This is a genomic window from Vicinamibacterales bacterium (assembly GCA_036504215.1).
GTDB lineage: Bacteria > Acidobacteriota > Vicinamibacteria > Vicinamibacterales > Fen-181 > FEN-299.
Genome location: DASXVO010000039.1, coordinates 124,628 through 145,833 on the forward strand (window position 1 = coordinate 124,628; position 21,206 = coordinate 145,833).

The following is a 21,206-nucleotide window of genomic DNA, read 5'->3' on the forward strand; positions in this document are numbered from 1 at the left end:
CCTCGCCCCGGCCCTCGCGGTTTGCCAAACAGGTTGACTCTTCGTGTACGATACCGCCACCGTGATCGTGCCTCCGGACTGGCAGTCGGCGCTCGACGTGGATCGCATCCTGCACGGCCAGGGGATCAATCCCGCCGGCGGTGCGCCGGGTCTCGAACCGCTCCGCGTGGCGGCGGCGTCCGCCCTCGCGGTGGGCGTGCGGTTGATCGAGCCGCGTGTCGCGGCGCGTGAGGTCGCCTGCACGTTCGAGCCGGGCGCCGTCGTGTTTGCCGGCGGCTCCCGAGGGGTGTCGGGCGCCCTCGTCGAGGAACTGGCGGGCGCCGAGGCGGTGCTCGTCGCCGTGTGCACGGTTGGCGACCGTATCGACCGCGCCGCGGCGGCGTCGTTTGACGGCGATCCCGTTCTCTCGCTCGCGCTCGATGGTCTCGCGTGTGCTGCGGTCGATCTGCTGGCGCGTGCCGTTTGCGGCCAGGCGTGTCTCGACGCGGAAGCGCGGGGTTGGCACGTCGGGAATCCATTGATGCCGGGCATGGAAGGCTGGGCACTCGGTGAGGGTCAGCAGTTGATCTTCCAGTTGGTGGACACGGCCGCGATTGGCGTCGCGCTCCGCGAGTCCGGTCAGATGCAGCCGTGCAAGTCGTTGTCGTTCATGGCGGGGTTGGGCCCGCGTGTCCGCCGAGGATCCGCGGACGCATGCGTGCGGTGCGGCGCACGCCGTACGTGCCGCTGGAGCGGCGGGTGCGGCGGTGCGTCAGGAGGGCTATGAGATGCGACCGACAGTGAAAATGCTGGACGAGGCGCTGGTCGACCGTGTCATCGCGGAAGGTATGGCGCTCTTGCGCGATCCCGGCGTGCGCGTTCACAACGAGGAAGCGCGGCGGCTCCTGGCCGAGGCCGGGGCGGACGTGGACCCGCAGAAGCTCGTCGCCCACATTCCCGAGTCGCTCGCCCGGAAGGCACTCGAGACCGTGGCGCACGAATTCGACCTCTACACGCTCGACGGCCGGCCGGTCGTGCACTACGGCGGCGATTCGGTGCAGTTCGATCCTGGTTCGGCAGCGCTCGCCATCCTCGACCCCGAGACGAACCAGCAGCGCGTGCCACTGACCGGCGATTTCGTACGGCTCATCAAGCTCGTGGAGCAGTTGCCCCAGATCGACGCGCAGAGCACGGCGATGGTGTGCGGTGACGTGGCGCCCGAGATTGGCGACCTCTACCGTCTCTACCTGGCGCTGAACTTCATGCGCAAGCCGATCGTCACCGGGGCCTTCCGCACCGACACGTGGTGGACGATGAAGGAGATGCTGGTCGCCGTGGCTGGCGGCGAGGCTGCGCTGGCCGCACGGCCGATCGCCGTTTTCGATGTCTGCCCATCGCCGCCGCTGCTCTGGAGCAACCTGACCTGCCAGAACCTGATCGACTGCGCGAGGGCCGGCATTCCCGCAGAACTCGTGTCGATGCCCCTCGCGGGTGCCACCGCGCCGGTGACACTTGCGGCGGCTGTCGTCCAGCACACGGCCGAGTGTCTGAGCGGCGTCGTCATCGGCCAGCTCGCGCGGGCGGGGGCGAAGATCGTCTGGGGCGGCTCACCGGCGGCGTTCGACATGCGCGAGGGAACGACGCCGATGGGCGACGTGGGGACGTGGATGATCGACTGCGCCTATGCGCAGGTCGGCAAGCGCCTGGGCCTGCCGACGCACGCCTACCTCGGCATGAGCGACGCCAAGGTGGTCGATGCGCAGTGCGGCATGGAGTCCGCCGGCGGAACGCTGCTCGCCGCCCTGGCGGGGATCAACATGGTGTCCGGTGCCGGCATGATGGATTTCGAGAGCTGTCAGAGCCTCGAGAAACTCGTCATCGATGCCGAGATGATCGGGATGGCCAAGCGCCTCATCCGAGGCATCGAGCCGCGCGAGGATCCGATCGCCCTGACGCTGTTCCACAAGTTGGGCCACCGCGCCGACTATCTCGCTGAACCGCACACGCTGAAGTGGTTCAGCAAGGAGCTGTATCTCCCGTCGTCGGTCATCGACCGGTCGACGACCGACGGCTGGCGGCGCAAGGGTGCGAAGACCACCGCGGAGCGGGCGGCGGAGCGGGTGCGCACGCTCGTGGCGGCGTACGAGCCGACCGCGGTTCCGGCCGGGCTCCGCGCCGAACTCCGCGCCATCACGACCACGGCCGCGCGCAAGTTCGGCATGACCGAACTCCCGCCGCTGCCCGAGTAGGGGTCGGGACTGATTTGTCTTCCTGGTGCTCGGATCTGTAATCGAACGGAGATCGCCCCTTTCGCTCACCTGTAGGGAGTGCATATGTCGACCGAATACCTTGCGCAGATTGTCGCCGCCCTCGTGGATGGAGACCCGGACGCCGTGGTGGAAGGCACGCGGAAGGCGCTGGCGGCCGGCGCCGAACCGCTGGCGATCATCGATGGCGGCCTCGTGCCTGGCATGCGAATCGTCGGGGACAAGTACGCGACCGGCGAGTACTTCCTGCCGAATCTGATCGTCTCGGCAAGCGGCATGAAGCAGGCGATGGCACTGCTCGAGCCCGAGCTTCGCGCACGCCGCCAGCAGATCAAGTCGGCGGGCGCCGTCGTCATCGGCACCGTGCGTGGCGACATTCACGAGATCGGCAAGTCGCTCGTGGCGACGATGCTGTCGGCGAACGGTTTCGAGGTGCACGACCTCGGCGTGGACGTGCCAATCGAGTCGTTCGTCGAGACGGCCAGGCGCACGCACGCGGACATCGTCGGGCTGTCCGCGCTGTTGACGACGACGATGAACGGACAGAAGGCCGTGATCGAGGCGCTCGAACAGGCCGGTCTCCGCGGGCAGGTGAAGGTCATGGTGGGCGGCGCCCCGGTCACCGACCAATGGGCGAAGGAAATCGGTGCCGACGGCTGGGCACAGGACGCCGTGGCCGCCGTCGACCTCGCCACCCGCCTGGTTGCCGCCATGTGAGGACGATCACTTCCGGCGCCGCATCAGCAGGAGGCCGATCGCCAGCAGCACGGCTGTCTGGCCGATGAGGTTGACCTCGTAGTTCAGTGCGCTGCCGGTTCCCGCAGGCGGCACGAACAGCACGGCGATGGAGATGCCGGTGGACAGGAGCCCGGTGCAGGCGACGAGCCAGAGGCCCGATCGTCCGCCCGGGATCCTGACTTCCGCCTGCTCGCGGTCCGTCGCAGGTTCGCGCAGCTTGAGCAGCGCCCCGAACAGGTACAGATACGGGACGAAGTACGCGAGGATCGTCAGGTTCACCAGGATGTCGTACCCATCCTGCAGCGTCGTCTGACTCCCGCCAATCTGGAAGAAGAGACTCGCGACGAGCGCCAGGCTGGACAGCGCAGCCTGCAGCAGGAGCGCCACGTGCGGCGTTCGGTAGCGTGCGTGCAGTCGCGCGAAGAACCGCGGCAGCGTATCGTCCATCGCCGCCGCGAACGGGACGCGCGCGGATGCCGCGACCCACGAGTTGGTCTGCGCAATCACGCCGACCGCAACGAACGCCGCGATTAGCGCTCCAAGCCCTTCCACGCCGATGCGGCCGGCCACGAGTTCAATCGCGTCGGCAATCCCGCTCCGTTCCGAGAGCATGGACGGCGGTATGGCGCCGAGGACCGACGCCGTGCCGGCGATGTAGATGACCGTGGCTCCAATTCCGCCGAGGAAGATGCCGAGTGGAATCGTGCGCCGGGGCTGGCACACCTCCTGTCCCACCATTGCCGTGACTTCGAACCCCGAGAACGCGAAGCAGATGCCGGACCACGCGACGAGTGTGTCCCAGCCGCCCGACGCCGGCAGCAACGCGTGTGGCGCAAACGACGTCGCCGACCCGAATCTGGCGAACACGAGCGCGCCGAACGACACGAGCACGGCCGCCGGCAGCCAGGTTCCGATGCCGCCGAGATTCTGGACCCACTTCGAGACCTGCAAGCCGATGACGTTGATGGCGGTCGAGAGCCACAAGACGACAAGAACGAAGACCACTGAGTACGTGCGAGTCTCGTGACCGCCGGCGGCCGGGCCGTTCATGGCGACCGCTGCATTGCTCGCGGCAAACAGCAGCAGCGACGGAAAATAGAAGAGGTTGTTGATCCACAGGCACCACCCGCACAGGAACCCGTGACGCCGTCCGAAGGCGCGGCGCGTCCAGGCATAGATGCCGCCTTGTTCCGGGAACCGGCTGGCGAGCGCGCTCACCGCCAATCCGAGCGGGACGAAGAACGCGGCCCATGCGAGCAGCCACAGTACGATCGACGGCGGGCCGAGCCTCGCCGCGCGCGTGATCCACCTCAGCGAGACCACCGCGACGAGGTTCATCGCGACGAGATCGCGCAGGCGCAGCACGCGTCGAAGTTCCATCTGGGGCGCTGGCGGCGAATTCGAGTCGACTGGCACGATGAGTTCGGATTATATGGCAGCGCCGGCGGTCCGCCACCATCGCCTTTCGTCGAGTCGCCAGATCGACGACAAACCGACGACCGTGTGCAATGCCGGGCTTCGCGCGGGACGAAAACGGCAGGAACATTGGGGGGGGCGCCCGTGGCGACTGTCTTGCAAGCTCACCAGCCAGACGATGAACCGCGACGCGGCAGCCGACGCGAGTCGGGCCCGCGGCGCGGATGAGTTAGATCGCCCGAAGGACGTGACGGATGTTGAGACGACCCAAGTCGAAGTTGGACGACGAGGTGACGCCGGAGACGCTCGTATCGCCACCGCAGGCCGACGGTGTCGCCGACATGGTGGAAGGCCTGTTCGACCTGCTCGCCAGCTACCAAGCCGAGCCGAACGAAGGCGTGCTCTCGCTTCTCACTGCCTTCCTGCATGGGGCACACCGGGTGCTCGAAGCGAGTGCGGCTGAGGACGCCGAACACAATCGCGCGGCCCTGCTGGCCCTGCTCGACCAGGCACGCCGTGCGATCGAGGAGTGGCCACAGGAGACGCCCGAGCATTGGAGCGTTCACTGACGAGAGCCGGACAGGCGGACTGGCGGAACGGCGGGCTTGCCGCGCTCCGCTGGTGCTTCGAACTCCCGCATCTTCCTGGCCTCTCCTGCGTCCGTTCCTCGTCCGCCTGACGTCCGTTCCACGCGCCCTGCGGGTGATAAGATCCGCCGGTGCCTGGCGGTCGTCGGTATCCCGCCGTTTCCCGCCCAGGCCGGTCTCCCTCGACGATGGACGTTGCCATAGTGGGCGCCGGCGCGGCCGGTCTGGCCACCGCGATCTTCGCGGCCCGGCAGAAGCCGGGCGCCCGGATCGTGGTGTTCGACGGTGCGCGTCGCCTCGGCGCCAAGCTCCTCGTGTCGGGCGGAGGTCGCTGCAATCTCACCAACCGCGCGGTCACGGCCGCGGACTTCTGGGGAGGCAACCGGCGGGTCATCGACAGCGTGCTCCGCGCGTTCCCCGTGTCGCGGGCGGTGGCGTTCTTCGCGGAATTGGGCGTCGACCTGCATGAGGAGGAGGACGGCAAGCTCTTTCCGGATTCGAATCGGGCGCGCACGGTACTGGACGCGCTGCTGGCCGAGGCGGCACGGCTCGATGTGGACATCCGCCTCCAGCATCGCGTCGACCGCCTCGTTCGCGACGACGACGCGTTCGTGCTGACGGCGAAGGGCACGACGGGGCGGGCGCGGCGCGTGGTCCTCGCGACCGGCGGTCTGTCGCTGCCGAAGACGGGAAGCGACGGCGGTGGCCTGGCGCTGGCCGCGTCGTGCGGTCACACGATTGTGCCGACGACGCCCGCGCTCGTACCGCTGGTACTCGGAGGCGAGTTCCATCGGGCGTTGTCCGGCGTGTCGCACCAGGCCACACTCACGGTTCACGTCGAGGGGCGGCGGCCCACGCGGCTGGCCGGGCCGCTGCTGTGGACCCACTTCGGCGTGAGCGGTCCGGTGGCGCTCGACGCGTCGCGCCACTGGCACCGCGCGATGGTCGATCGCATGCCCGCCACTGTCCGGCTGTCGTTCGCCGCCGATCGAGACTTCCAGACCGTGGAGCAGGCGCTGCTCCAGGCGGCAGGGCAGCGGCCGAACTGCACGATCCGCGGGGCCGTGGCAGCGCTGGTGCCGGGGGCCGTCGCGGAGGCGTTGCTCGCCGCGCTGACGCTCGATGGTCGGAGTCGGATGGCGCACCTGCCACGCGAGGACCGGCGTCGGCTGGTTCACGCGATTGTCGAGTGGGACTTGCCCGTCACGGGCAGCCGGGGATACAACTACGCGGAAGTGACGGCGGGTGGCGTGTCGCTCGACGAAGTCGACCGGGCGACGCTCGAGTCGAAGATCTGTCCGGGCCTCTTTCTCGTGGGGGAGATGCTGGACGTTGACGGGCGGTTGGGAGGGTTCAACTTCCAGTGGGCGTGGTCGAGCGCGTGGGCAGCGGCGCGCGCGGCCGCGAGGTGAGCTGCAGCAATTCGATCGGGGCGGATTCCGGTTCCTGCGGTCCGCCCGATCCAGTCATGGAGAACATTCGATGTCCGAACGCGAAACCGTTGGATTCATTGGTCTCGGTCTGATGGGCAAGCCGATGGCCCTCAACTTGTTGAAGGCCGGCTTCTCGCTCGTCGTCCACAGCCGCAGCCGCGGTCCTGTCGACACGCTGGCACTGGCCGGCGCCTCGGTGGCCGCGACGCCGGCCGACGTGGCGCGCGCCGCCAGCGTGATCATCACGATGGTTCCCGACTCGCCGGATGTCGAGTTGGTGCTCAACGGGCCGAACGGTGTCTTCACCGCCGTGAAGCCCGGCTCGGTGGTGATCGACATGAGCAGCATCTCGCCGGTCGTGACGCGGCGCCTGGCGGCGATGGCGGCCGAGCGTGGTGCCACGCTGCTCGACGCGCCCGTCAGCGGCGGAGAGATTGGCGCGATCCAGGGGACGCTGTCGATCATGGTCGGCGGGGACGCGAGCGCGCTCGAGCGCGTGCGGCCGATGCTGAACGCCATGGGGAATCCCGAGAAGGTCATCCACATCGGCGAATCGGGCGCCGGTCAGATTTGCAAGGTCTGCAACCAGATGGCGATCGGCGGAGCGCTGGCCGTGGTCAGCGAACTCATGGTGCTGGCTCACAAGGCAGGCGTGAACCCGGAGCGGGTGCGCGAGGCGCTGCTCGGCGGCTTCGCAGCGAGCCGCGTGCTGGAGGTGCACGGCGACCGGATCATCAAGAAGAACTACAAGCCGGGATTCCGCGCGGCGCTCTATCACAAGGACCTGGGGATCATGCTGGAGACGGCGCGTGCGTACGGGACGCCCGTGCCGGTGTCGTCGCTCGTCGCGCAACTCGTCGGATCGATGGTTGCGTCGGGACGCGGCGATGATGACTACTCGGGGCTGGCGACCGTGCTGTTCGACATGGCGGGAGTGGAGTAGGGGAGTGGCCGCGGGCGTCCCCGCCCGCGCCGGGGGCGCCGCTCTCTGAGGAACACATGACCGAATCTGCCATGAACGATCCCACGGCCGCGTCGCAGGAGGTGTATGGCTACCTCACGCGCCTCGGTACCTCGTTCGAGGTCCACGAGCACCCGCCGGTGTTCACCGTCGAGGAGGCGGAGCAGTACTGGGCTGGCATCGCCGCTGCGCACTGCAAGAACCTCTTCCTGCGGAACGCGAAGGGCAGCCGCCACTACCTCGTCGTGATCGAGCACACGAAGAAGGCGGACCTCCGCCAGCTGGCGGCGCGACTGAACGACGATCGCTTGAGCTTCGCGTCGGCCGACCGGCTGATGCGTTTCCTCCACCTGACGCCGGGCGCGGTGTCGCCGTTCGGTCTCATCCACGATTCGGCGCGAGACGTGGTTGTCGTGCTCGACGCCGATCTCGTGGAGGCCGAACGGATTGGGTTCCATCCGAACGTCAATACGGCTACGATTACGCTCGCCACGGCTGACTTCCTGCGATTCCTGGCAGACCGGGGCAACGTGGTCCGTCAGGTGTCACTCTGATACTTCCCACGAGGACTCATGGCACACGCAGAATCGAATGAGACCGCCGCCGCGGTGCAGCCGTTCCCGACCTCGTTCTGGACGGCGAACATCACCGAACTGTTCGAGCGCGCCGCCTACTACTCGATGGCGAGCTTTGTCGTCATCTACCTGGGACAGCTCGGGTTCGGCGCCTACTGGCCCAGCTTCCTGAGCAGCAGCGTGCTGTGGTTCCTGGTGTTCTTCCTGCCGATCCTGTCCGGCACGATCGCGGATCAGATCGGATTCCGGCGGGCGCTGCTCATCGCGTTCGTGCTGCTCACTGCCGGCTATTTCTTCATGGGGTACCCGGTGTGGCTCGGCGGCAGCACGCTGAACCCGACGATCCGCGGGGCAGTCACGGTGGGCATGCGTGACACGGTGATGATCGTCGGTGCGATCCTGCTCATCGGGATCGGCGGGTCCATCATCAAGCCCTGCATCTCCGGGACGGTGCAGAAGGTGGCCGGCGCGCGGGCGACGCTCGGCTTCGCCATCTTCTACATGGTCATCAATATCGGGAGCCTGTTCGGCCGCGGCACGGCGTTCGTCGTGCGCAGCGGGTCGGGGCTCGGCACGATTCTCGCCGCCGTGACCGTGCTCGCCGTGGCGGCCACGCTGATAGTGGCGCTGGTCCACCGGACGACGAAGGCGAACCGCAGCCGGGCGGACATCTGGGTGGCCACGGCGGGCTTCACGGGTATCGTGGTCGCCTCGGCCGCCGCCGTCTCCTGGATCTACGGCGCGAGCGGGGCGGAGCGGGTGGGAACCGGGACGGCCAGCCTGTCCTACATCTTCGCGGTCGCTGCCGCCGCCTCGGTGGTCGCGTTCTTCGTCGTGCTGTTCACCTACCGGGAACCGACGGTCGATGCGACGGCGCCGGCCAAGCCGAAGCGGTCGGTGGGGCGGATCCTGCTCGACATGGTCCTCGTGCTGCGCAGCGGGCGGTTCACCCTCTACCTGGTGGTGATGACGGGGTTCTACTTCATCTACAACCAGGTCTACAACGTGCTGCCGCTGTACGTGAAGAAGGTGGTCGAGACCAACCCCGCGATGGACCTCTACACCGCCGCGAACCCGTTCGTGATCGTCTGCTTCCAGCTGATCATCTCGCGGACGTTCGGGAAGATGAAACCGATCCGGTCGATGGTCGTCGGCACCATCATCATCGCGGTCGCGATGCTGATCAACATCGTGCCGATCTACTCGGCTGGCGGCCCGCAGGCCTTGACGGCCAACTGGCTGCCGATCGCGTCGGTCTTCATCATTCTGACGGTTGCGCTGATCGCGCTTGGCGAGCTGTTCACCTCGCCGCGGATGTACGAGTACATCGGCGCCCTGGCCCCGAAGGGGGAGGAAGGCTTGTTCCTCGGTTACGCAAACCTCCCGCTCGCCCTCGGCGCGCTGTTCGGCGGCCCGGTCGGCGCCTACATCTTCAACGAGATCATGGCGAAGGGTGCCACGACGAAGGCCAACGGGCTGCTGGAGCTGGTGCCCGCCAACAACGCCCTCGGCTGGATCATCCTGATGGCGATCGGCTTCGTGTCGGCGGCCTCGCTGTGGGTGTTCAACAAGTGGCTCGAGCGGTCGGCGGCCGAGGCCCGTCAGTAGAGCGACGCCCGCACGCCCGCGCGAATCCAACGTCCCGGCATGTCGACGCCACGTGTCTCCTGGTACTGCCGGTCCAGGAGGTTCGCGGCGTCGATTGTCAGCTCGACCTTGCCGACGGACCGCGTCACGCGAAGATCCCAGAGGACGTACTGGCGTCCGTCCACGCGGCGCACGAACGCCAGGCGCTGCGCCAGCGTGAGGCGCGCCGGCAGGCGAACGGTGCCGCTGGCCGAGGCCGTATGGCGGGCGATGATCGACGCCGACGTCTGCCTCCCAGCCGGTCTCCTGGCCGACCTTCGCGTCTGCGGCGTCACCCAGAACGATCCGGCGCCGTAGCACACCTCGATGCGGACGCCGTCAATCATCACGGCCACCTGGCCGAAGCCCGATCCGCGCAGCGAGAAGTCGGCCTGCACGCCAAGCGGTCCGCGCGACCGCACGTCGACGCTCATGGCGTACGCGAGGATGTCCGCCAGCGAGCGGCCAGGCAGTTGGTCAATCTCCGCTCGGTCGAGCACCCAGACGTGACGGGCCAGCGCCTGAAACGACACGGGAGACGCGGCCGGCGTCACCAGCACCGACTCCTCGAAACGCGGGGGTGTGGTCTGCGACCGGGCGGTGGCCGGCGCGCCGAGCACGCCAACGCCCGCCAGACCGACGAGACCCGCCGTCCATCCTCGATGTCTCAAGTCCATCGCTCCACTTCGTCCAGAGGCCGCAGGCCGGCGTCGCGAGAGCCGGCCGAAACCAACAGCGTAGCAGATTGGTGAGGTCGTCCGAACGCGCGGGGCCGGCCGCTGGGGCAGCCGGCCGGTCGTTGACTCACCATGCGGACCGATGCTAGGGTGCAGATCTGATGTTGACCACGAGCCATCTCGGCGCACGCCCGATGTCGCCCGAGGTCTGCCGCTCGTTCGCCGTCCCGTTTGGGCGCTAGCGCCCACCCACTCCATACCTCACCGGCGTTTCGCTTCTCGTCGACAGCTCGCAGCGGGCCGCGCGCGGCGGTGCGGGTTGGCCCCGTGCAGGCCCTGCACGACGACACACCGGCTCTCGATACAATCGACAGGGAGGACCGTGATGGATCTCGCGAGACTGCGTTCGGCCATTGACGATGCGGACCGGAAGTTGCTGCGGTTGATTGACGACCGGATGCAACTGGCGCTCAGAGCCGGGCGTCTCAAACCCGTCGTGGAGGATCCGGCCCGGGAGGAAGAAGTCCTGCGGAACGTGAACGCCGCCCGCGACACGCTGCTCGACGCGCCGTTCATCGAGGCTCTGTTCCGCGCGATCATGGAGGAGTCTCGCCGCCTCCAGGACCGTCGCTTCCGCCTCGTCGCGTTCCAGGGCGAGCGTGGCGCGTGGGGTGAACTCGCGGCCAGGAGCTACGGCGCCAGCCTGGTTCCGATGCCGTGCCGCGAGTTCCGCGACGTCTTCCAGGGCGTGGCCGACGGCGCCATGGACGTCGGGCTCGTCCCCGTCGAGAACTCGATCGAGGGCGCGGTCGGTGAAGTGAACGACCTGCTGGTCGAAACCAACTTGCGGATTGTCGGGGAGGTGCTCCAGCCGATCCATCACGCGCTGCTGGCGCTTCCTGGAACCGATCGTCGCGACATCAGGGCGGTGTACTCCCACCCGCAGGCCCTCGGCCAGTGCCGGGGGTTCCTCTCGCGTCTGGGGCTCGAGGCGCGGCCCTTCTACGACACCGCGGGTGCGGCGCGGTGGTTGGCCAACGATCGGCCGCAGTCCGTGGCGGTGCTCGCGAGCACGCTGTCGGCCTCCCTCTACGGGCTAGACGTCGTCGAGGAACGCGTCGAGGACCACGCCGCGAACACGACGCGCTTCCTCGCGCTCGCCCGCGACGGGACCGGCTCGGTCGGTCGGAAGTGCTCGCTCGTATTCTCGGCGCCGCACCGTGCCGGTGCGCTGCTCGACGTGCTGCGCGTGTTTGCCGAAGAGCAGTTGAACCTCACGCGCATCGAGTCGCGTCCCGTTCGGAGCGACCCGGGCGCGTTCGCCTTCCTGCTGGACTTCCTCGGTGCGCGGGACGACGAGCACGTCGTCCGGGCGCTCGGGCGGATCCCGGAATTGACGCTGACCTGGAAAGTGCTGGGGTTCTACGAGCCGGCGGCGTCGGCGAACGGGCTCTGAGGTCCCGGACTGCAGTCCGTCGACTCCGGGCTCACGCCGACAGGTCGTCGAGCCAGAGCGTGACCTCGGCGTCCGACGGCATGCGCCAATCGCCCCGGGGCGATAACGCCACCGAGCCGACTTTCGGGCCGTCGGGCATGACCGACCGCTTCCACTGGTTGCCGAAGAACCGGGTGATGAACACCCGCAGCCACTTGCGGATCGTGTCGGCGTCGTACCGATCGCGGAACGCGCTTGTCGCGAGGAACAAGATCTTGGCCGGGCGGCTCTCCCACCGTGCGAAGTGATACAGGAAGAAGTCGTGCAGCTCGTACGGCCCGATGATGTCCTCGGTCCTCTGGAAGACGGCGCCGGGCTGGTCGCCGCTGACGAGTTCTGGCGAGATCGGTGTCTGGAGGACGTCGTCGAGGACCGCTTTCACCGGGGCGAAGCTGGGCTGGGCCGCGACCCATCCGACCAGGTGCCGCACCAGCGTCTTGGGGACGCCGGCGTTCACGTTGTAGTGAGAGATGTGATCGCCGTTGAACGTGTTCCAGCCGAGCGCGATCTCGGACAGGTCGCCGGTGCCGAGCACCAGTGCGCGCAGCTGGTTCGCCTTGTTCATCAGCACCATGGTGCGATAGCGCGCCTGCACGTTTTCGAACGTGACGTCCTGCACGTGCCGGTCGTGGCCGATGTCGCGGAACTGCTGCAGGCAGCCTTCGGTGATGTCGATGGCTTCGAGCGTGACGCCGCAGCCCTGGGCCAGGCGTCCGGCGTTGCCCCGCGTGCGGGCGCTCGTGCCGAATCCCGGCATGGTGAAGGCGAAGATCGATGCCCGCGGCAGGCCGAGCAGATCGAAGGCGCGAACGGCGACGAGCAAGGCCAGGGTGGAATCGAGTCCGCCCGACAGGCCGACGACGAGCCGCTCGATCTTCGTCTGCGTCATCCGCTTCGCAAGCCCGGACGTCTGGATGGAGATGATCTCCTCGGTTCGCCGGTTCCGCTCCGCATCGTCCAGCGGGATGAAGGGGGTGGGGTCAATCGGGCGGCGCAGGCCGAGCGCGGCCGCGGACCGGGCGGGACGCGCGTTCGGCACGGCAACATCAGCCTCGCCAACGTCGATCGTTCGCCACACCATCGGCGGGAACGCATGCACCGAGTCGCTGAAGCTCGTCGTGCGTTCGCGGTCGAGCCGCAGGTGCTCGATGTCCACGTCGGCCACCAGCAGTTCCGACTCTCGCGAGAAGCGCGCGGACTCGGCCAGCGTCGATCCGTCTTCCGCAATGATGGCGTGCCCGCCGAAGACCACGTCCTGCGAGGACTCGCCGGCACCGCATGACGCGTAGACGTAGGCGCAGATGCCTCGCGCCGACTGCTGCGCGACCAGCGCGCGCCGGTAGTCGGCCTTGCCGACCAGTTCGTTGGATGCGGAGAGGTTGACGATCAACTGCGCGCCATGGAGCACCTGGAACGAACTCGGTGGCAGGGGTCCCCAGAGGTCCTCGCAGATCTCCACGCCGAACACGAAGCCCGTGGCGCCGTGGGCGCGGAAGAGGAGATCCGTGCCAATCGGCACCACCTGGCCGCCGACCGGTACGTCGCGGACCAGCAGGTCGCGCGACGAGGCGAACCAGCGCTCCTCGTAGTATTCCTTGTAGCCAGGGATATAGGTCTTCGGCACGAGGCCGAGCACGGTCCCGCCGCTCACCACCGCGGCCGTGTTGAACAGGCAGCCCTCGGCCGCCAGCGGGAATCCGACGATCAGGACCGGGCTGAGCCGTGAGGATGCGCTGGCGATCTCGGCCAGCGCCTCAGCGGCCCGGTCGAGCAGGAGTTGCTGATGGAAGAGATCGCCCGCGGTGTACCCGGTCAGGCACAGTTCCGGGAAGGCCACGAGCTCGGCGCCTTCCTCGTCTGCCCGCGCGGCGCATTCGAGGATCTGGCGGACGTTGTGCTCGATATCGGCAACCTTCAGGGCTGGAACGGCTGCCGCCACACGGACGAAGCCGAAGTCGGGCCGCGCCTGGAGTGCGCTCATGCGATGCTATGATACGCCGGCATGGCCACAGAGCCATAGCACTCCACCTGCCTATGTCCCACGCGTTTCCTTCCACACCGGCTGTCCTGTTCCTGAGGGCGCAGCACGTTCCGTTCACCGAGCACGGGTATCGGTACGAGGAACACGGCGGCACGGCCGTCGCGGCGCGTGAACTGGCCGTGCCCGAGCACGCGGTCATCAAGACTCTCATCATGGAAGACGACGGCCGGCGGCCGTTGATCGTCCTGATGCACGGCGACCGCGAGGTGTCCACCAAGCAGCTCGCCCGACAAATTGGCGCGCGGAGCGTGGCCCCATGCAGGCCGGACGTCGCAAACCGCCACACAGGCTATCTCGTGGGCGGCACCTCGCCGTTCGGCACCAGGAAGGCGATGCCCGTCTACCTCGAGCGAGGCGTGCTCGAGGAGCCGACCATCTACGTCAACGGCGGCAGCAGGGGCTTCCTGGTCGGCCTCGCGCCGGCGGACCTCGTGCGGGTGCTCTCCCCAACGCTCGTGGACGTGGCGCTCGTGGGCGGATAGACCGTGGAGACGCAGGGACGGCAGGCGCCAGCCGAGGGCCCGGCGCTCGCGGCGCGGCGGGGGCCGGAGGCCGGAGACAGATCGGTTCCGCAAATTGGAAGACTAGTGATACCTTGTCCCCTTGCATATCGATTGAGAGGAAACGATGGGCGAGGCACAACGCGGTGCGGGCGGCACACCCGGGGGGATCGGCCAGTTCATCATCGGCGTCGTGATGGCGGCCGTTGGCGCGTACCTGCTGCTCAACCAGGTGCAGGTGACGACCTCGGGTTGGTACTTCTGGGGAACGAATTCCTTCGGGCTGACGCTGTTGCCGCTCCTCATCGGCATCGGTGTGCTGTTCTTCAACGGCCGTTCGATCATCGGTTGGTTCCTCACCGTCGTCGGTTTCGCGATCATCGTGGCCGGCATCCTGATGAACCTGGACATCTACTTCCGACAGACCAGCTTGTACAACACGCTCGTGATGCTCGGGCTGCTCGCCGGTGGGCTCGGTCTCATCGCTCGGGCGCTGCGACCGTCCGGTTCGTCATCCGCGCGGCCGCAGGCGTAGGTGCTGGCGGACGGGTCGGCTGCCCGACCGCCGAGAGGAGGCAGGGAGGACCTGCCAGACCGGAGCTGGCTCCCGCCAGCCCCACGTTGGAGGAGGACGCATGAAGAAGGTGCTCTGGATCGCGCTCGCCCTCGTCGTCGCTGTCGGCCTGCTGTCGGTGGCCAACGCCGCTGAGAAGAGCTATCAATTCACCGGGACGGTGAAGTCGGTGGATGGTGCGACGTTCACCGTGGAGAAGAGCGCCAAGGACGTGTGGACGTTCACGACCGAGGCGGCCACCAAGGGCGCGCCGAAGGTGGGGGAGAAGGTCACGGTCTACTACAAGATGATCGCGACCGAGATCGAGGCCAAGCCCGCGGCGGCCAAGCCCGCAGCGGCCAAGCCCGCGCCGAAGAAGAAGTAGGACACCTGGAGGGCGGGACCCCACCGGTTCCGCCCTCTCCCGCCCGCTACCTTCTGCACACCACCATCAACGTCTGGTCGTCGTCGTGCCGTCCGGCGCTGAACGTTCGAACGGCTTCCAACACACAGTCACGCACGTGGCCGGCATCGCCGGCGCCGGCGGCGGCGATGATGATGCCGGTGAGCCGGCGTTCGCCGAACTCGTCGCCCGTCGCGTCGCACGCCTCGGTGATGCCGTCGGTGTAGAGGACGAGTGTATCGCCCGACGCCATCCGCACGGTCCGCTCCGCGTACCGGGAGTCGAGGCAGATGCCGAGCACCGTACCGCCCTCGGCGAGCACCTCGTTCCGGCCATCGCTGTGGACGAGCACCGGCGGGTTGTGGCCGGCGTTGCAGTAGTGGAAGGTCCCATCGCGCGTGTCGAGGATGGCGAAGAAGAAGGAGACGAAGCGATCGTCCGGCAGCGTCGGGCAAAGCGTCCGGTTGACGCGCGCGCACACGTCAGCCGGCATTCGGCCGTCGCCAACTGCCGAGCGGACGGCGGCCTGCAAGTTGGCCGCCAGCAACGCGGCCGGGATTCCCTTGCCCGCAACGTCGCCGACGCAGAGCGCCAGCCAGCGGTCATCGAGGGCTATCACGTCGTAGGTATCGCCGCCGACCGAGGCCGCTGCCTCGCACACGGCCGCAAGATCCCAACCGGGGCGTGAAGGCAGCTCTGGCGGCAGCAGGTGACGCTGAATGTCGCGGGCTTGATCGAGTTCGCGCGTGTGTCGGGCGGTGGCGTGGCGTTCGCCGCGCCGCGCGTCGGTCAGTGCCCGGACCATCGCGACGACGCGGTCGTTGTCCCATGGCTTCTGGATGAAGTCGCGCACCCCGTGACGCAGCGCTTCGATCGCGACTTCCATCGTGCCCCAACCGGTCATGACCACGACCGGCAGCTGTTCGTCGACCGTGCGCACCTGCGACAGCAGGTCGAGGCCTTCGCGCCCCGATGTGGTGTCCCGGGCGTAGTTCAAATCCATCAACAGGAGGTCGAACTCGCGCTTGGATAGGGCTTCGAGGACTGCGGCCGGGGAACGTACCATCTCCGTGCGGAACCCTTCGGGCTGCAGCAACAGGCGGAGTGCGTCGAGAACGTCGGCTTGATCGTCGGCGACGAGGATCTGAGGGCAACCCGCGAGGGTCTTGATATCGGGCATGTCGGTGGAAGACACAAGCCGCGTGCCAGCGGCGCGGCTGTCGTATCTCCATTGACCGTCACTGGTTAGGGCCGACGGCCGCGCGCAGACCGCCTGGCCACTGTCCGAATCTGGGACGGTGCGTTCCCGGTGCGGACCAACCCTACCCAGTCTGCTTGTTGATCGCCGCCTGTCCGGCGTCCCGGAAGGCGCGAGAGACGCCGCCGACCCCGAGCTTCACGCCCCCGAAGATCCGCGAGACGACGAGCGCGCCTTCGATGTCGTGTTTCCTCAGGAGTTCCAGCAGCACCCGTCCCGGGTGGCCGACCTCGCCGTCATCCTTGGACGCCTCCAGCACGGTGCCGGACGGGTCGCGGAGGCGATGAGCCCAGCAGTGGTGGTTGGCCTTGCGGTAGTCGCGCTTGCGGAGGCGTAGCAGCGCATCCATCTCATCGGCCGATCCGAGGGGCGAGAGCAGGGCGTAGAAGCGCGAGCGTTCCACCGTGAGCGCGAACTCGCTGGTGCTGCGCACCTTCACGACGTGGTGCCTTCCTGGGCAGTCAGTTCGAGCACGAAGATGGTGCCTTGTCCTGGAGCGGACGTGAACGTGAGCCGTCCGCGCAGATGACGTTCGGCGAGCAACCGCGCGCTGTAGGTGCCGACCCCGCGACCGCGCCCGCCCTTGGTCGAGAACGACCGCTGAAAGACCTGCAGCCTGACGGCATCGGGCATCACGCTCTCGTTGTGCACCGCAAAGCGCGTGGGCAGTCCGCTTTCGAACGAGATGGTGACCGACTGGCCGGCGCCCGACGCTTCGAGCGCATTCTTGACGAGGTTGCCCAGCACGCGGCGCAGCAGCATCCCGTCGGTGATGATGGTCGCCTCTCCGGCCATGTTCACCGCGATGCTCTTGCCGGTCGCAACCGAGTGGTGCCGGTACAGGTTGACCAGATCCTCGATCAACTCGCGAACGTCGATCTCAACAGGCCGCGCCGTGAGTTCGCCCCGCTCGGCGGCCGCCAGGTCGCGCTGCGCTTCGATCTCCTCGACGACCTGCGCGGCCAGCGGCGCGATCCGGCCGCTGAACTCCACAGCCTCCTCCGGCGTGAGATGCGGCCAGAGTCTCAGGATGTCGCGAAGCCCGCCCGCCGCGTTCAGGACGTCGTGGAAGAACATCCGCTCGAGCACGCGCCGCCGCTGTTCGCCGCTGGTGTCGCGAATCGCAAATACCGCGAAGCGCCCGCCCGCGATCTCGATCGGCGTCGTCCAGACCTGCAGGTCGAGCGAGTCGCCGCCGAGTTCCGGTTTCAGCGTCAGCCGGCACTCCTCGCCGGTAGGCTCGCCGATTGACTGTGTCCTGGCGGTCGCGCGCGCCGCGCCGCACAGGGCGCAGGCGGGGGTCGTTCCGCACCCGGCCGGCTCGCTCTCACTGTTTTGACAGCCGATGGCCTGTCCCACGCGCAGGCCCAGCAGTTCGCCCTCAGATCTCTTCGCCAACTGCTCGAACCGGAGGTTCGCCCTCACGATCTGTCGGTGGTCGTTGATGATGGCGGCCGGCTCGGGAAAGCTCTCGAGCAGGGTTCCCACGACCGGTTCAGCCGCCAGGAGCTCTCGCTGGCGGACGATGGTCGTCATCGGCACGCGCTCGGGAGGAGCGAAGAAGGTGACCGGCGAGTCGTGGGACGGCACGCTCATGGACACACCTGCGCGCCGCTCTCGCCAAGCACGTCGCCCAGGGCGGTCACGAGGGCGTCGGCGTCCTCCGCGGAGAACGGCATGGGCGGCTTGATCTTCAGGACGTTGTGCATCGGACCGTCGGTGCTGACGAGCAGGCCCCGATCGCGGAGCCGGTTGACCACATACTCGGCTTCTGCGGCGGCGGGTTCAAGGGTCTCTCGATCCCTGACCATCTCCACGCCCAGAAACAGCCCCAGGCCCCGCACGTCTCCGATGATGGAGAAGCGGTCCATCAGGCCCTCGAGGCCCCGCCGGAGCCTCGTGCCCACTTCCAGCGCGTGCGGCTGCAACGCCTCATCCCGCATCACATCGAGCACGGCGAGACCGGCCCCGCAGGCGACCTGCGTGCCGCCGAACGTGTTGAAGTACTCCATGCCGTTGTCGAACGCGTCGGCGATCTCGGGCCGTGTGACGACCGCTCCCAGTGGAAAGCCGTTGCCGATCGGCTTGCCCAGCGTGACGATGTCCGGGGTGACACCCTGCGTCTCGAATCCCCAGACGTTGGTGCCGACACGCCCAAACCCGACCTGGACTTCATCGGCGATCGCCACGCCGCCAGCCGCCCGGACGGCGGCATACGCTTCGCGGAGGTACCCGGCAGGCAGGACGATCTGGCCGCCGCACCCCAGGATCGATTCGGAGATGAACGCCGCGACACGACGCCCCGACGATTCGGCGCGCTCGATCGCCCGCCGCACTTCGTGTCCGTACCGCACGCCGGCCTGCGGATCCGCCGCGCGGTAGGGTCCGCGGTACACATCGGGCATGACGACCTTGTGCACGTGTGGCGGCGCGCCCGTCCCACCGGGCCCATCGAACTTGTACGGACTCAACTCCACGAGTGATGTCGTATTCCCGTGGTACGCATGGTCCACCACGACCATGTCGCGGTGGCCGGTATACGCGCGAGCCAGACGCAACGCCAGTTCGTTCGCTTCGCTTCCGCTATTGACCAGGAAGCACACGCCGAGCGGCTCCGGCATCAGCGCACCCAGCCGCTCCGAGTAGTCGACGATCGACTCGTGGAGGTACCTGGTGTTCGTGTTGAGCACCGCCAGTTGTCGCACCGCAGCCTCGACGACACGCGGGTGGTTGTGGCCGACGTGAGGCACGTTGTTCACGCAATCGACGAACCGGCGCCCGTCGCGATCGAACAGGTACTGGCGAACTCCGCGGGCCATCGCAATCGGCCGGCGGTAGGAGATGCTCAGGTTCCTGCCCAGGCGCCGGCGTCGCGCGTCGAGGAGCGCGTCGGCGGATCTCGGGGTGGCCGGGAACCGTTCTTCGGGCACGCCGGCGATCAGGTTGGCGTCAGGGCACAGGCTGAGCCAGATCTCACGCTCGCCGGGCGCGGCCACACCCGGAAACTCGCCGGAACGGCCGAGCAGATCGGTGATGATCTGGATGTGCAGGTGCGGCGGCCACCCGCCGTTCACCGAAGGATCGCCCAGCCACGCGAGACGGTCGCCACGCCTGACGGCCTTGCCGGGCTCGAGGCCGGACAGCGACTCCAGGCTCAGGTGGCCGTAGAGCGTGAAGAACTGGAGTCGCCCCCGATCCACCCTGTGCTCGAGGATGATTGTCGGTCCGTAGTCGCCGGCCGCGGCGTTGTTCGCGATGCTGTGCACGACGCCGTCGAGCGGGGCGTACACCGGCGATCCGGCCGGGCAGAACAGGTCCAGGCCAAGGTGGATCGTGCGGTTCTCGGTGTACCAGTTATTGGTGTGACGGAAGAGATCGGTAACGTAGACCAGGCGCGCTTCGTCGTACCGGCCCACGCCAATCGTCGCCGCACTCCGGCGCATCACCTCATCGACGTGCGCAGAGAACAAAGAAGTCTGCTGGACGATCTCCGGCCGCGGGATGTCGAGGCTGCCGACGCTCAGGTCGAGCACCACGACCGGGGTCGTGCGCAGGTCATAGCCCATGACGGGCGCGAACCCGTCGCGGTTTGCCGCGAGCCACGCCGTCAGGGCCGCGGTCGTCGGACACGCGGGCAAGCCGCAGGCGTGACGAAAGGCAAAGTACGCCCATGTCGGATTCGACGCCGCGAGTTGTTCGAGCAGCGCCCACGCACCTCGTTCACTGATGCGCAAGTACTCGTTGCCTGGCGCCTCCGCCAGCTGGCACGCGGTCATCGTGACGCTGATCGCAAGCCGTGCGCAGATGAGATCGTAGAGAACGTGCAGTTCCTCGTCCGTCAGCGGCAGGCTCTCGTGGTACCCGCGGACGATGGCCGCGCCGGCCGCGATCGGGTCGGGCTTGCCCATCATGGCGTACGCGCTGGCGGTGGCCAGATCGGCAACGGTACAGGAGTAGATCATGTCGCCGAAGTCGACGGCCCCCACGACGTCGGCCGGCCCCACCAGGACATTGTGGTCGTTCCAGTCGTTGTGGACGACCTGGCGCCGGAGGCCGTCGAGGCGAGGGAGGACGACCTCCCGGAAACGGTCGAGCGTGCGCTCGATGAGCTCGCGCTGGCAGATCTGTTCGAAGCGGTGCGCCTCGGCCGCGATCCACGGCGTCCCCGTCAGGTCCCACGGCAGAGGTCTCCGCATGCTCGGGTGCGAAAAGCCGGCGAACGCGCGATCCATTTCGCCCAGTCGACGGCCGAGGCTCACGAGCAGCTCCTCGCTGTGCGGCGAGTGGCGCGCGAGCACGGTGCCCGGGACCCACGTCAGCAGTCGAACGAGGTGCTCGCCGCCGTCGGCGCCCGGCACGCTCGTGATCGGGGCGCCTGAGAGCGACAAGACGACGGCGGGCACCAGCAGCGACTGACTGCGGGTGGCCAGGTGGGCGAGCGCCGCGTTCTGAAAATCGAGGATCTCCCGCTGCTCCGTGGCGTTCGCAATCTTCAGAACGAAGGCGCGGCCGTCCGAGTCGACCAGTCGGAAGTTCTGATCGCGTTCGCTGGCGAGCGGCTCTGCCTTGCCGGACGTGCCGAAGATGCGGGCGGCGAGGTCCTCGGCCTCGACTGGAGAGAAACGGGGAGCGTGTTGTACGACGACGTCCATGGCAGGCCATGTTACCATCGCGTCTCTGTTCCTCTGAAGACGTCG

The 21,206-nt window shown here is 67.9% G+C and carries 19 protein-coding genes; 12 read left to right on the forward strand and 7 right to left on the reverse strand.

Features of this window, described 5'->3' with window-relative positions:
* The first annotated feature begins 43 nt into the window (after positions 1-43).
* The 3 genes from VGK32_11810 to VGK32_11820 all read left to right on the forward strand — a co-directional run bounded on the left by VGK32_11810 (position 44) and on the right by VGK32_11820 (position 2,963).
* A complete protein-coding gene (locus VGK32_11810; protein HEY3382448.1) occupies positions 44-766 on the forward strand; it encodes a hypothetical protein in 723 nt (240 codons plus the stop codon).
* Between the two features lies 1 nt (position 767).
* Positions 768-2,228: a trimethylamine methyltransferase family protein gene (locus VGK32_11815; GenBank protein HEY3382449.1), complete on the forward strand. Its 1,461-nt coding sequence runs from the start codon at positions 768-770 to the stop codon at positions 2,226-2,228.
* An 84-nt stretch (positions 2,229-2,312) separates the two neighbouring features.
* A complete protein-coding gene (locus tag VGK32_11820) occupies positions 2,313-2,963 on the forward strand; it encodes a corrinoid protein (protein ID HEY3382450.1) in 651 nt (216 codons plus the stop codon).
* A gap of 6 nt (positions 2,964-2,969) precedes the next feature.
* Here VGK32_11820 and VGK32_11825 read toward each other — a convergent pair whose 3' ends face one another.
* Positions 2,970-4,364, reverse strand: a complete 1,395-nt coding sequence (locus VGK32_11825; protein ID HEY3382451.1) for an APC family permease — start codon at positions 4,362-4,364, stop codon at positions 2,970-2,972.
* 290 nt (positions 4,365-4,654) lie between these two features.
* Here VGK32_11825 and VGK32_11830 point away from each other — a divergent pair, with 290 nt between their 5' ends.
* From VGK32_11830 to VGK32_11850, 5 genes are all read left to right on the forward strand, one after another.
* Positions 4,655-4,969 (forward strand): hypothetical protein, encoded by a 315-nt coding sequence (locus VGK32_11830; protein ID HEY3382452.1) that lies wholly within the window; start codon positions 4,655-4,657, stop codon positions 4,967-4,969.
* Positions 4,970-5,175: 206 nt separating this feature from the next.
* Positions 5,176-6,399: an aminoacetone oxidase family FAD-binding enzyme gene (locus VGK32_11835; GenBank protein ID HEY3382453.1), complete on the forward strand. Its 1,224-nt coding sequence runs from the start codon at positions 5,176-5,178 to the stop codon at positions 6,397-6,399.
* Positions 6,400-6,469: 70 nt separating this feature from the next.
* On the forward strand, positions 6,470-7,363 hold the full coding sequence (locus VGK32_11840; protein HEY3382454.1) for a 2-hydroxy-3-oxopropionate reductase: 894 nt from the start codon (positions 6,470-6,472) through the stop codon (positions 7,361-7,363).
* 56 nt (positions 7,364-7,419) lie between these two features.
* A complete protein-coding gene (locus VGK32_11845) occupies positions 7,420-7,935 on the forward strand; it encodes a prolyl-tRNA synthetase associated domain-containing protein (protein HEY3382455.1) in 516 nt (171 codons plus the stop codon).
* An 18-nt stretch (positions 7,936-7,953) separates the two neighbouring features.
* Positions 7,954-9,564, forward strand: coding sequence for an MFS transporter (locus tag VGK32_11850; GenBank protein ID HEY3382456.1), 1,611 nt, complete (start codon positions 7,954-7,956; stop codon positions 9,562-9,564).
* On the opposite strand, the gene VGK32_11855 is transcribed toward VGK32_11850, so the two are convergent.
* Positions 9,558-10,259: a Plug domain-containing protein gene (locus tag VGK32_11855; GenBank protein ID HEY3382457.1), complete on the reverse strand. Its 702-nt coding sequence runs from the start codon at positions 10,257-10,259 to the stop codon at positions 9,558-9,560. The two genes, VGK32_11850 and VGK32_11855, sit on opposite strands and share 7 nt — an antisense overlap.
* A 385-nt stretch (positions 10,260-10,644) precedes the next feature.
* Here VGK32_11855 and pheA point away from each other — a divergent pair, with 385 nt between their 5' ends.
* Positions 10,645-11,715, forward strand: a complete 1,071-nt coding sequence (gene pheA / locus VGK32_11860; GenBank protein ID HEY3382458.1) for a prephenate dehydratase — start codon at positions 10,645-10,647, stop codon at positions 11,713-11,715.
* A gap of 31 nt (positions 11,716-11,746) precedes the next feature.
* Here pheA and VGK32_11865 read toward each other — a convergent pair whose 3' ends face one another.
* Complete coding sequence (locus tag VGK32_11865) at positions 11,747-13,735, reverse strand: NAD(+) synthase (protein ID HEY3382459.1); 1,989 nt, start codon at positions 13,733-13,735, stop codon at positions 11,747-11,749.
* 53 nt (positions 13,736-13,788) lie between these two features.
* Here VGK32_11865 and ybaK point away from each other — a divergent pair, with 53 nt between their 5' ends.
* The 3 genes from ybaK (at position 13,789) to VGK32_11880 (ending at position 15,233) form a co-directional block, all read left to right on the forward strand.
* Positions 13,789-14,277 (forward strand): Cys-tRNA(Pro) deacylase, encoded by a 489-nt coding sequence (ybaK, locus tag VGK32_11870; GenBank protein ID HEY3382460.1) that lies wholly within the window; start codon positions 13,789-13,791, stop codon positions 14,275-14,277.
* Positions 14,278-14,422: 145 nt separating this feature from the next.
* Positions 14,423-14,830 (forward strand): hypothetical protein, encoded by a 408-nt coding sequence (locus VGK32_11875; GenBank protein ID HEY3382461.1) that lies wholly within the window; start codon positions 14,423-14,425, stop codon positions 14,828-14,830.
* 100 nt (positions 14,831-14,930) lie between these two features.
* Positions 14,931-15,233, forward strand: coding sequence for a hypothetical protein (locus VGK32_11880; protein HEY3382462.1), 303 nt, complete (start codon positions 14,931-14,933; stop codon positions 15,231-15,233).
* 46 nt (positions 15,234-15,279) lie between these two features.
* Here the strand turns inward: VGK32_11880 and VGK32_11885 are convergent, their stop codons facing one another.
* The 4 genes from VGK32_11885 to VGK32_11900 all read right to left on the reverse strand — a co-directional run bounded on the left by VGK32_11885 (position 15,280) and on the right by VGK32_11900 (position 21,179).
* A complete protein-coding gene (locus VGK32_11885; GenBank protein ID HEY3382463.1) occupies positions 15,280-16,446 on the reverse strand; it encodes a SpoIIE family protein phosphatase in 1,167 nt (388 codons plus the stop codon).
* A 127-nt stretch (positions 16,447-16,573) separates the two neighbouring features.
* On the reverse strand, positions 16,574-16,948 hold the full coding sequence (locus tag VGK32_11890) for a YigZ family protein (protein HEY3382464.1): 375 nt from the start codon (positions 16,946-16,948) through the stop codon (positions 16,574-16,576).
* Positions 16,945-18,105, reverse strand: a complete 1,161-nt coding sequence (locus tag VGK32_11895; protein HEY3382465.1) for a HAMP domain-containing sensor histidine kinase — start codon at positions 18,103-18,105, stop codon at positions 16,945-16,947. Before VGK32_11895 ends, VGK32_11890 begins: the two co-directional genes overlap by 4 nt.
* A complete protein-coding gene (locus VGK32_11900; protein HEY3382466.1) occupies positions 18,102-21,179 on the reverse strand; it encodes an aminotransferase class III-fold pyridoxal phosphate-dependent enzyme in 3,078 nt (1,025 codons plus the stop codon). Before VGK32_11900 ends, VGK32_11895 begins: the two co-directional genes overlap by 4 nt.
* Between the last annotated feature and the right edge of the window lie 27 nt (positions 21,180-21,206).

Coding starts and splice junctions, on each gene's coding strand:
- VGK32_11845 (HEY3382455.1), top strand. CDS start 7,420: ATGACCGAATCTGCCATGAACGATCCCACGGCCGCGTCGCAGGAGGTG.
- VGK32_11830 (HEY3382452.1), top strand. CDS start 4,655: ATGTTGAGACGACCCAAGTCGAAGTTGGACGACGAGGTGACGCCGGAG.
- pheA (HEY3382458.1), top strand. CDS start 10,645: ATGGATCTCGCGAGACTGCGTTCGGCCATTGACGATGCGGACCGGAAG.
- VGK32_11815 (HEY3382449.1), top strand. CDS start 768: ATGCGACCGACAGTGAAAATGCTGGACGAGGCGCTGGTCGACCGTGTC.
- VGK32_11825 (HEY3382451.1), bottom strand. CDS start 4,364: ATGGAACTTCGACGCGTGCTGCGCCTGCGCGATCTCGTCGCGATGAAC.
- VGK32_11840 (HEY3382454.1), top strand. CDS start 6,470: ATGTCCGAACGCGAAACCGTTGGATTCATTGGTCTCGGTCTGATGGGC.
- VGK32_11895 (HEY3382465.1), bottom strand. CDS start 18,105: ATGAGCGTGCCGTCCCACGACTCGCCGGTCACCTTCTTCGCTCCTCCC.
- ybaK (HEY3382460.1), top strand. CDS start 13,789: ATGTCCCACGCGTTTCCTTCCACACCGGCTGTCCTGTTCCTGAGGGCG.
- VGK32_11900 (HEY3382466.1), bottom strand. CDS start 21,179: ATGGTAACATGGCCTGCCATGGACGTCGTCGTACAACACGCTCCCCGT.
- VGK32_11835 (HEY3382453.1), top strand. CDS start 5,176: ATGGACGTTGCCATAGTGGGCGCCGGCGCGGCCGGTCTGGCCACCGCG.
- VGK32_11880 (HEY3382462.1), top strand. CDS start 14,931: ATGAAGAAGGTGCTCTGGATCGCGCTCGCCCTCGTCGTCGCTGTCGGC.
- VGK32_11865 (HEY3382459.1), bottom strand. CDS start 13,735: ATGAGCGCACTCCAGGCGCGGCCCGACTTCGGCTTCGTCCGTGTGGCG.
- VGK32_11855 (HEY3382457.1), bottom strand. CDS start 10,259: ATGGACTTGAGACATCGAGGATGGACGGCGGGTCTCGTCGGTCTGGCG.
- VGK32_11820 (HEY3382450.1), top strand. CDS start 2,313: ATGTCGACCGAATACCTTGCGCAGATTGTCGCCGCCCTCGTGGATGGA.
- VGK32_11850 (HEY3382456.1), top strand. CDS start 7,954: ATGGCACACGCAGAATCGAATGAGACCGCCGCCGCGGTGCAGCCGTTC.
- VGK32_11875 (HEY3382461.1), top strand. CDS start 14,423: ATGGGCGAGGCACAACGCGGTGCGGGCGGCACACCCGGGGGGATCGGC.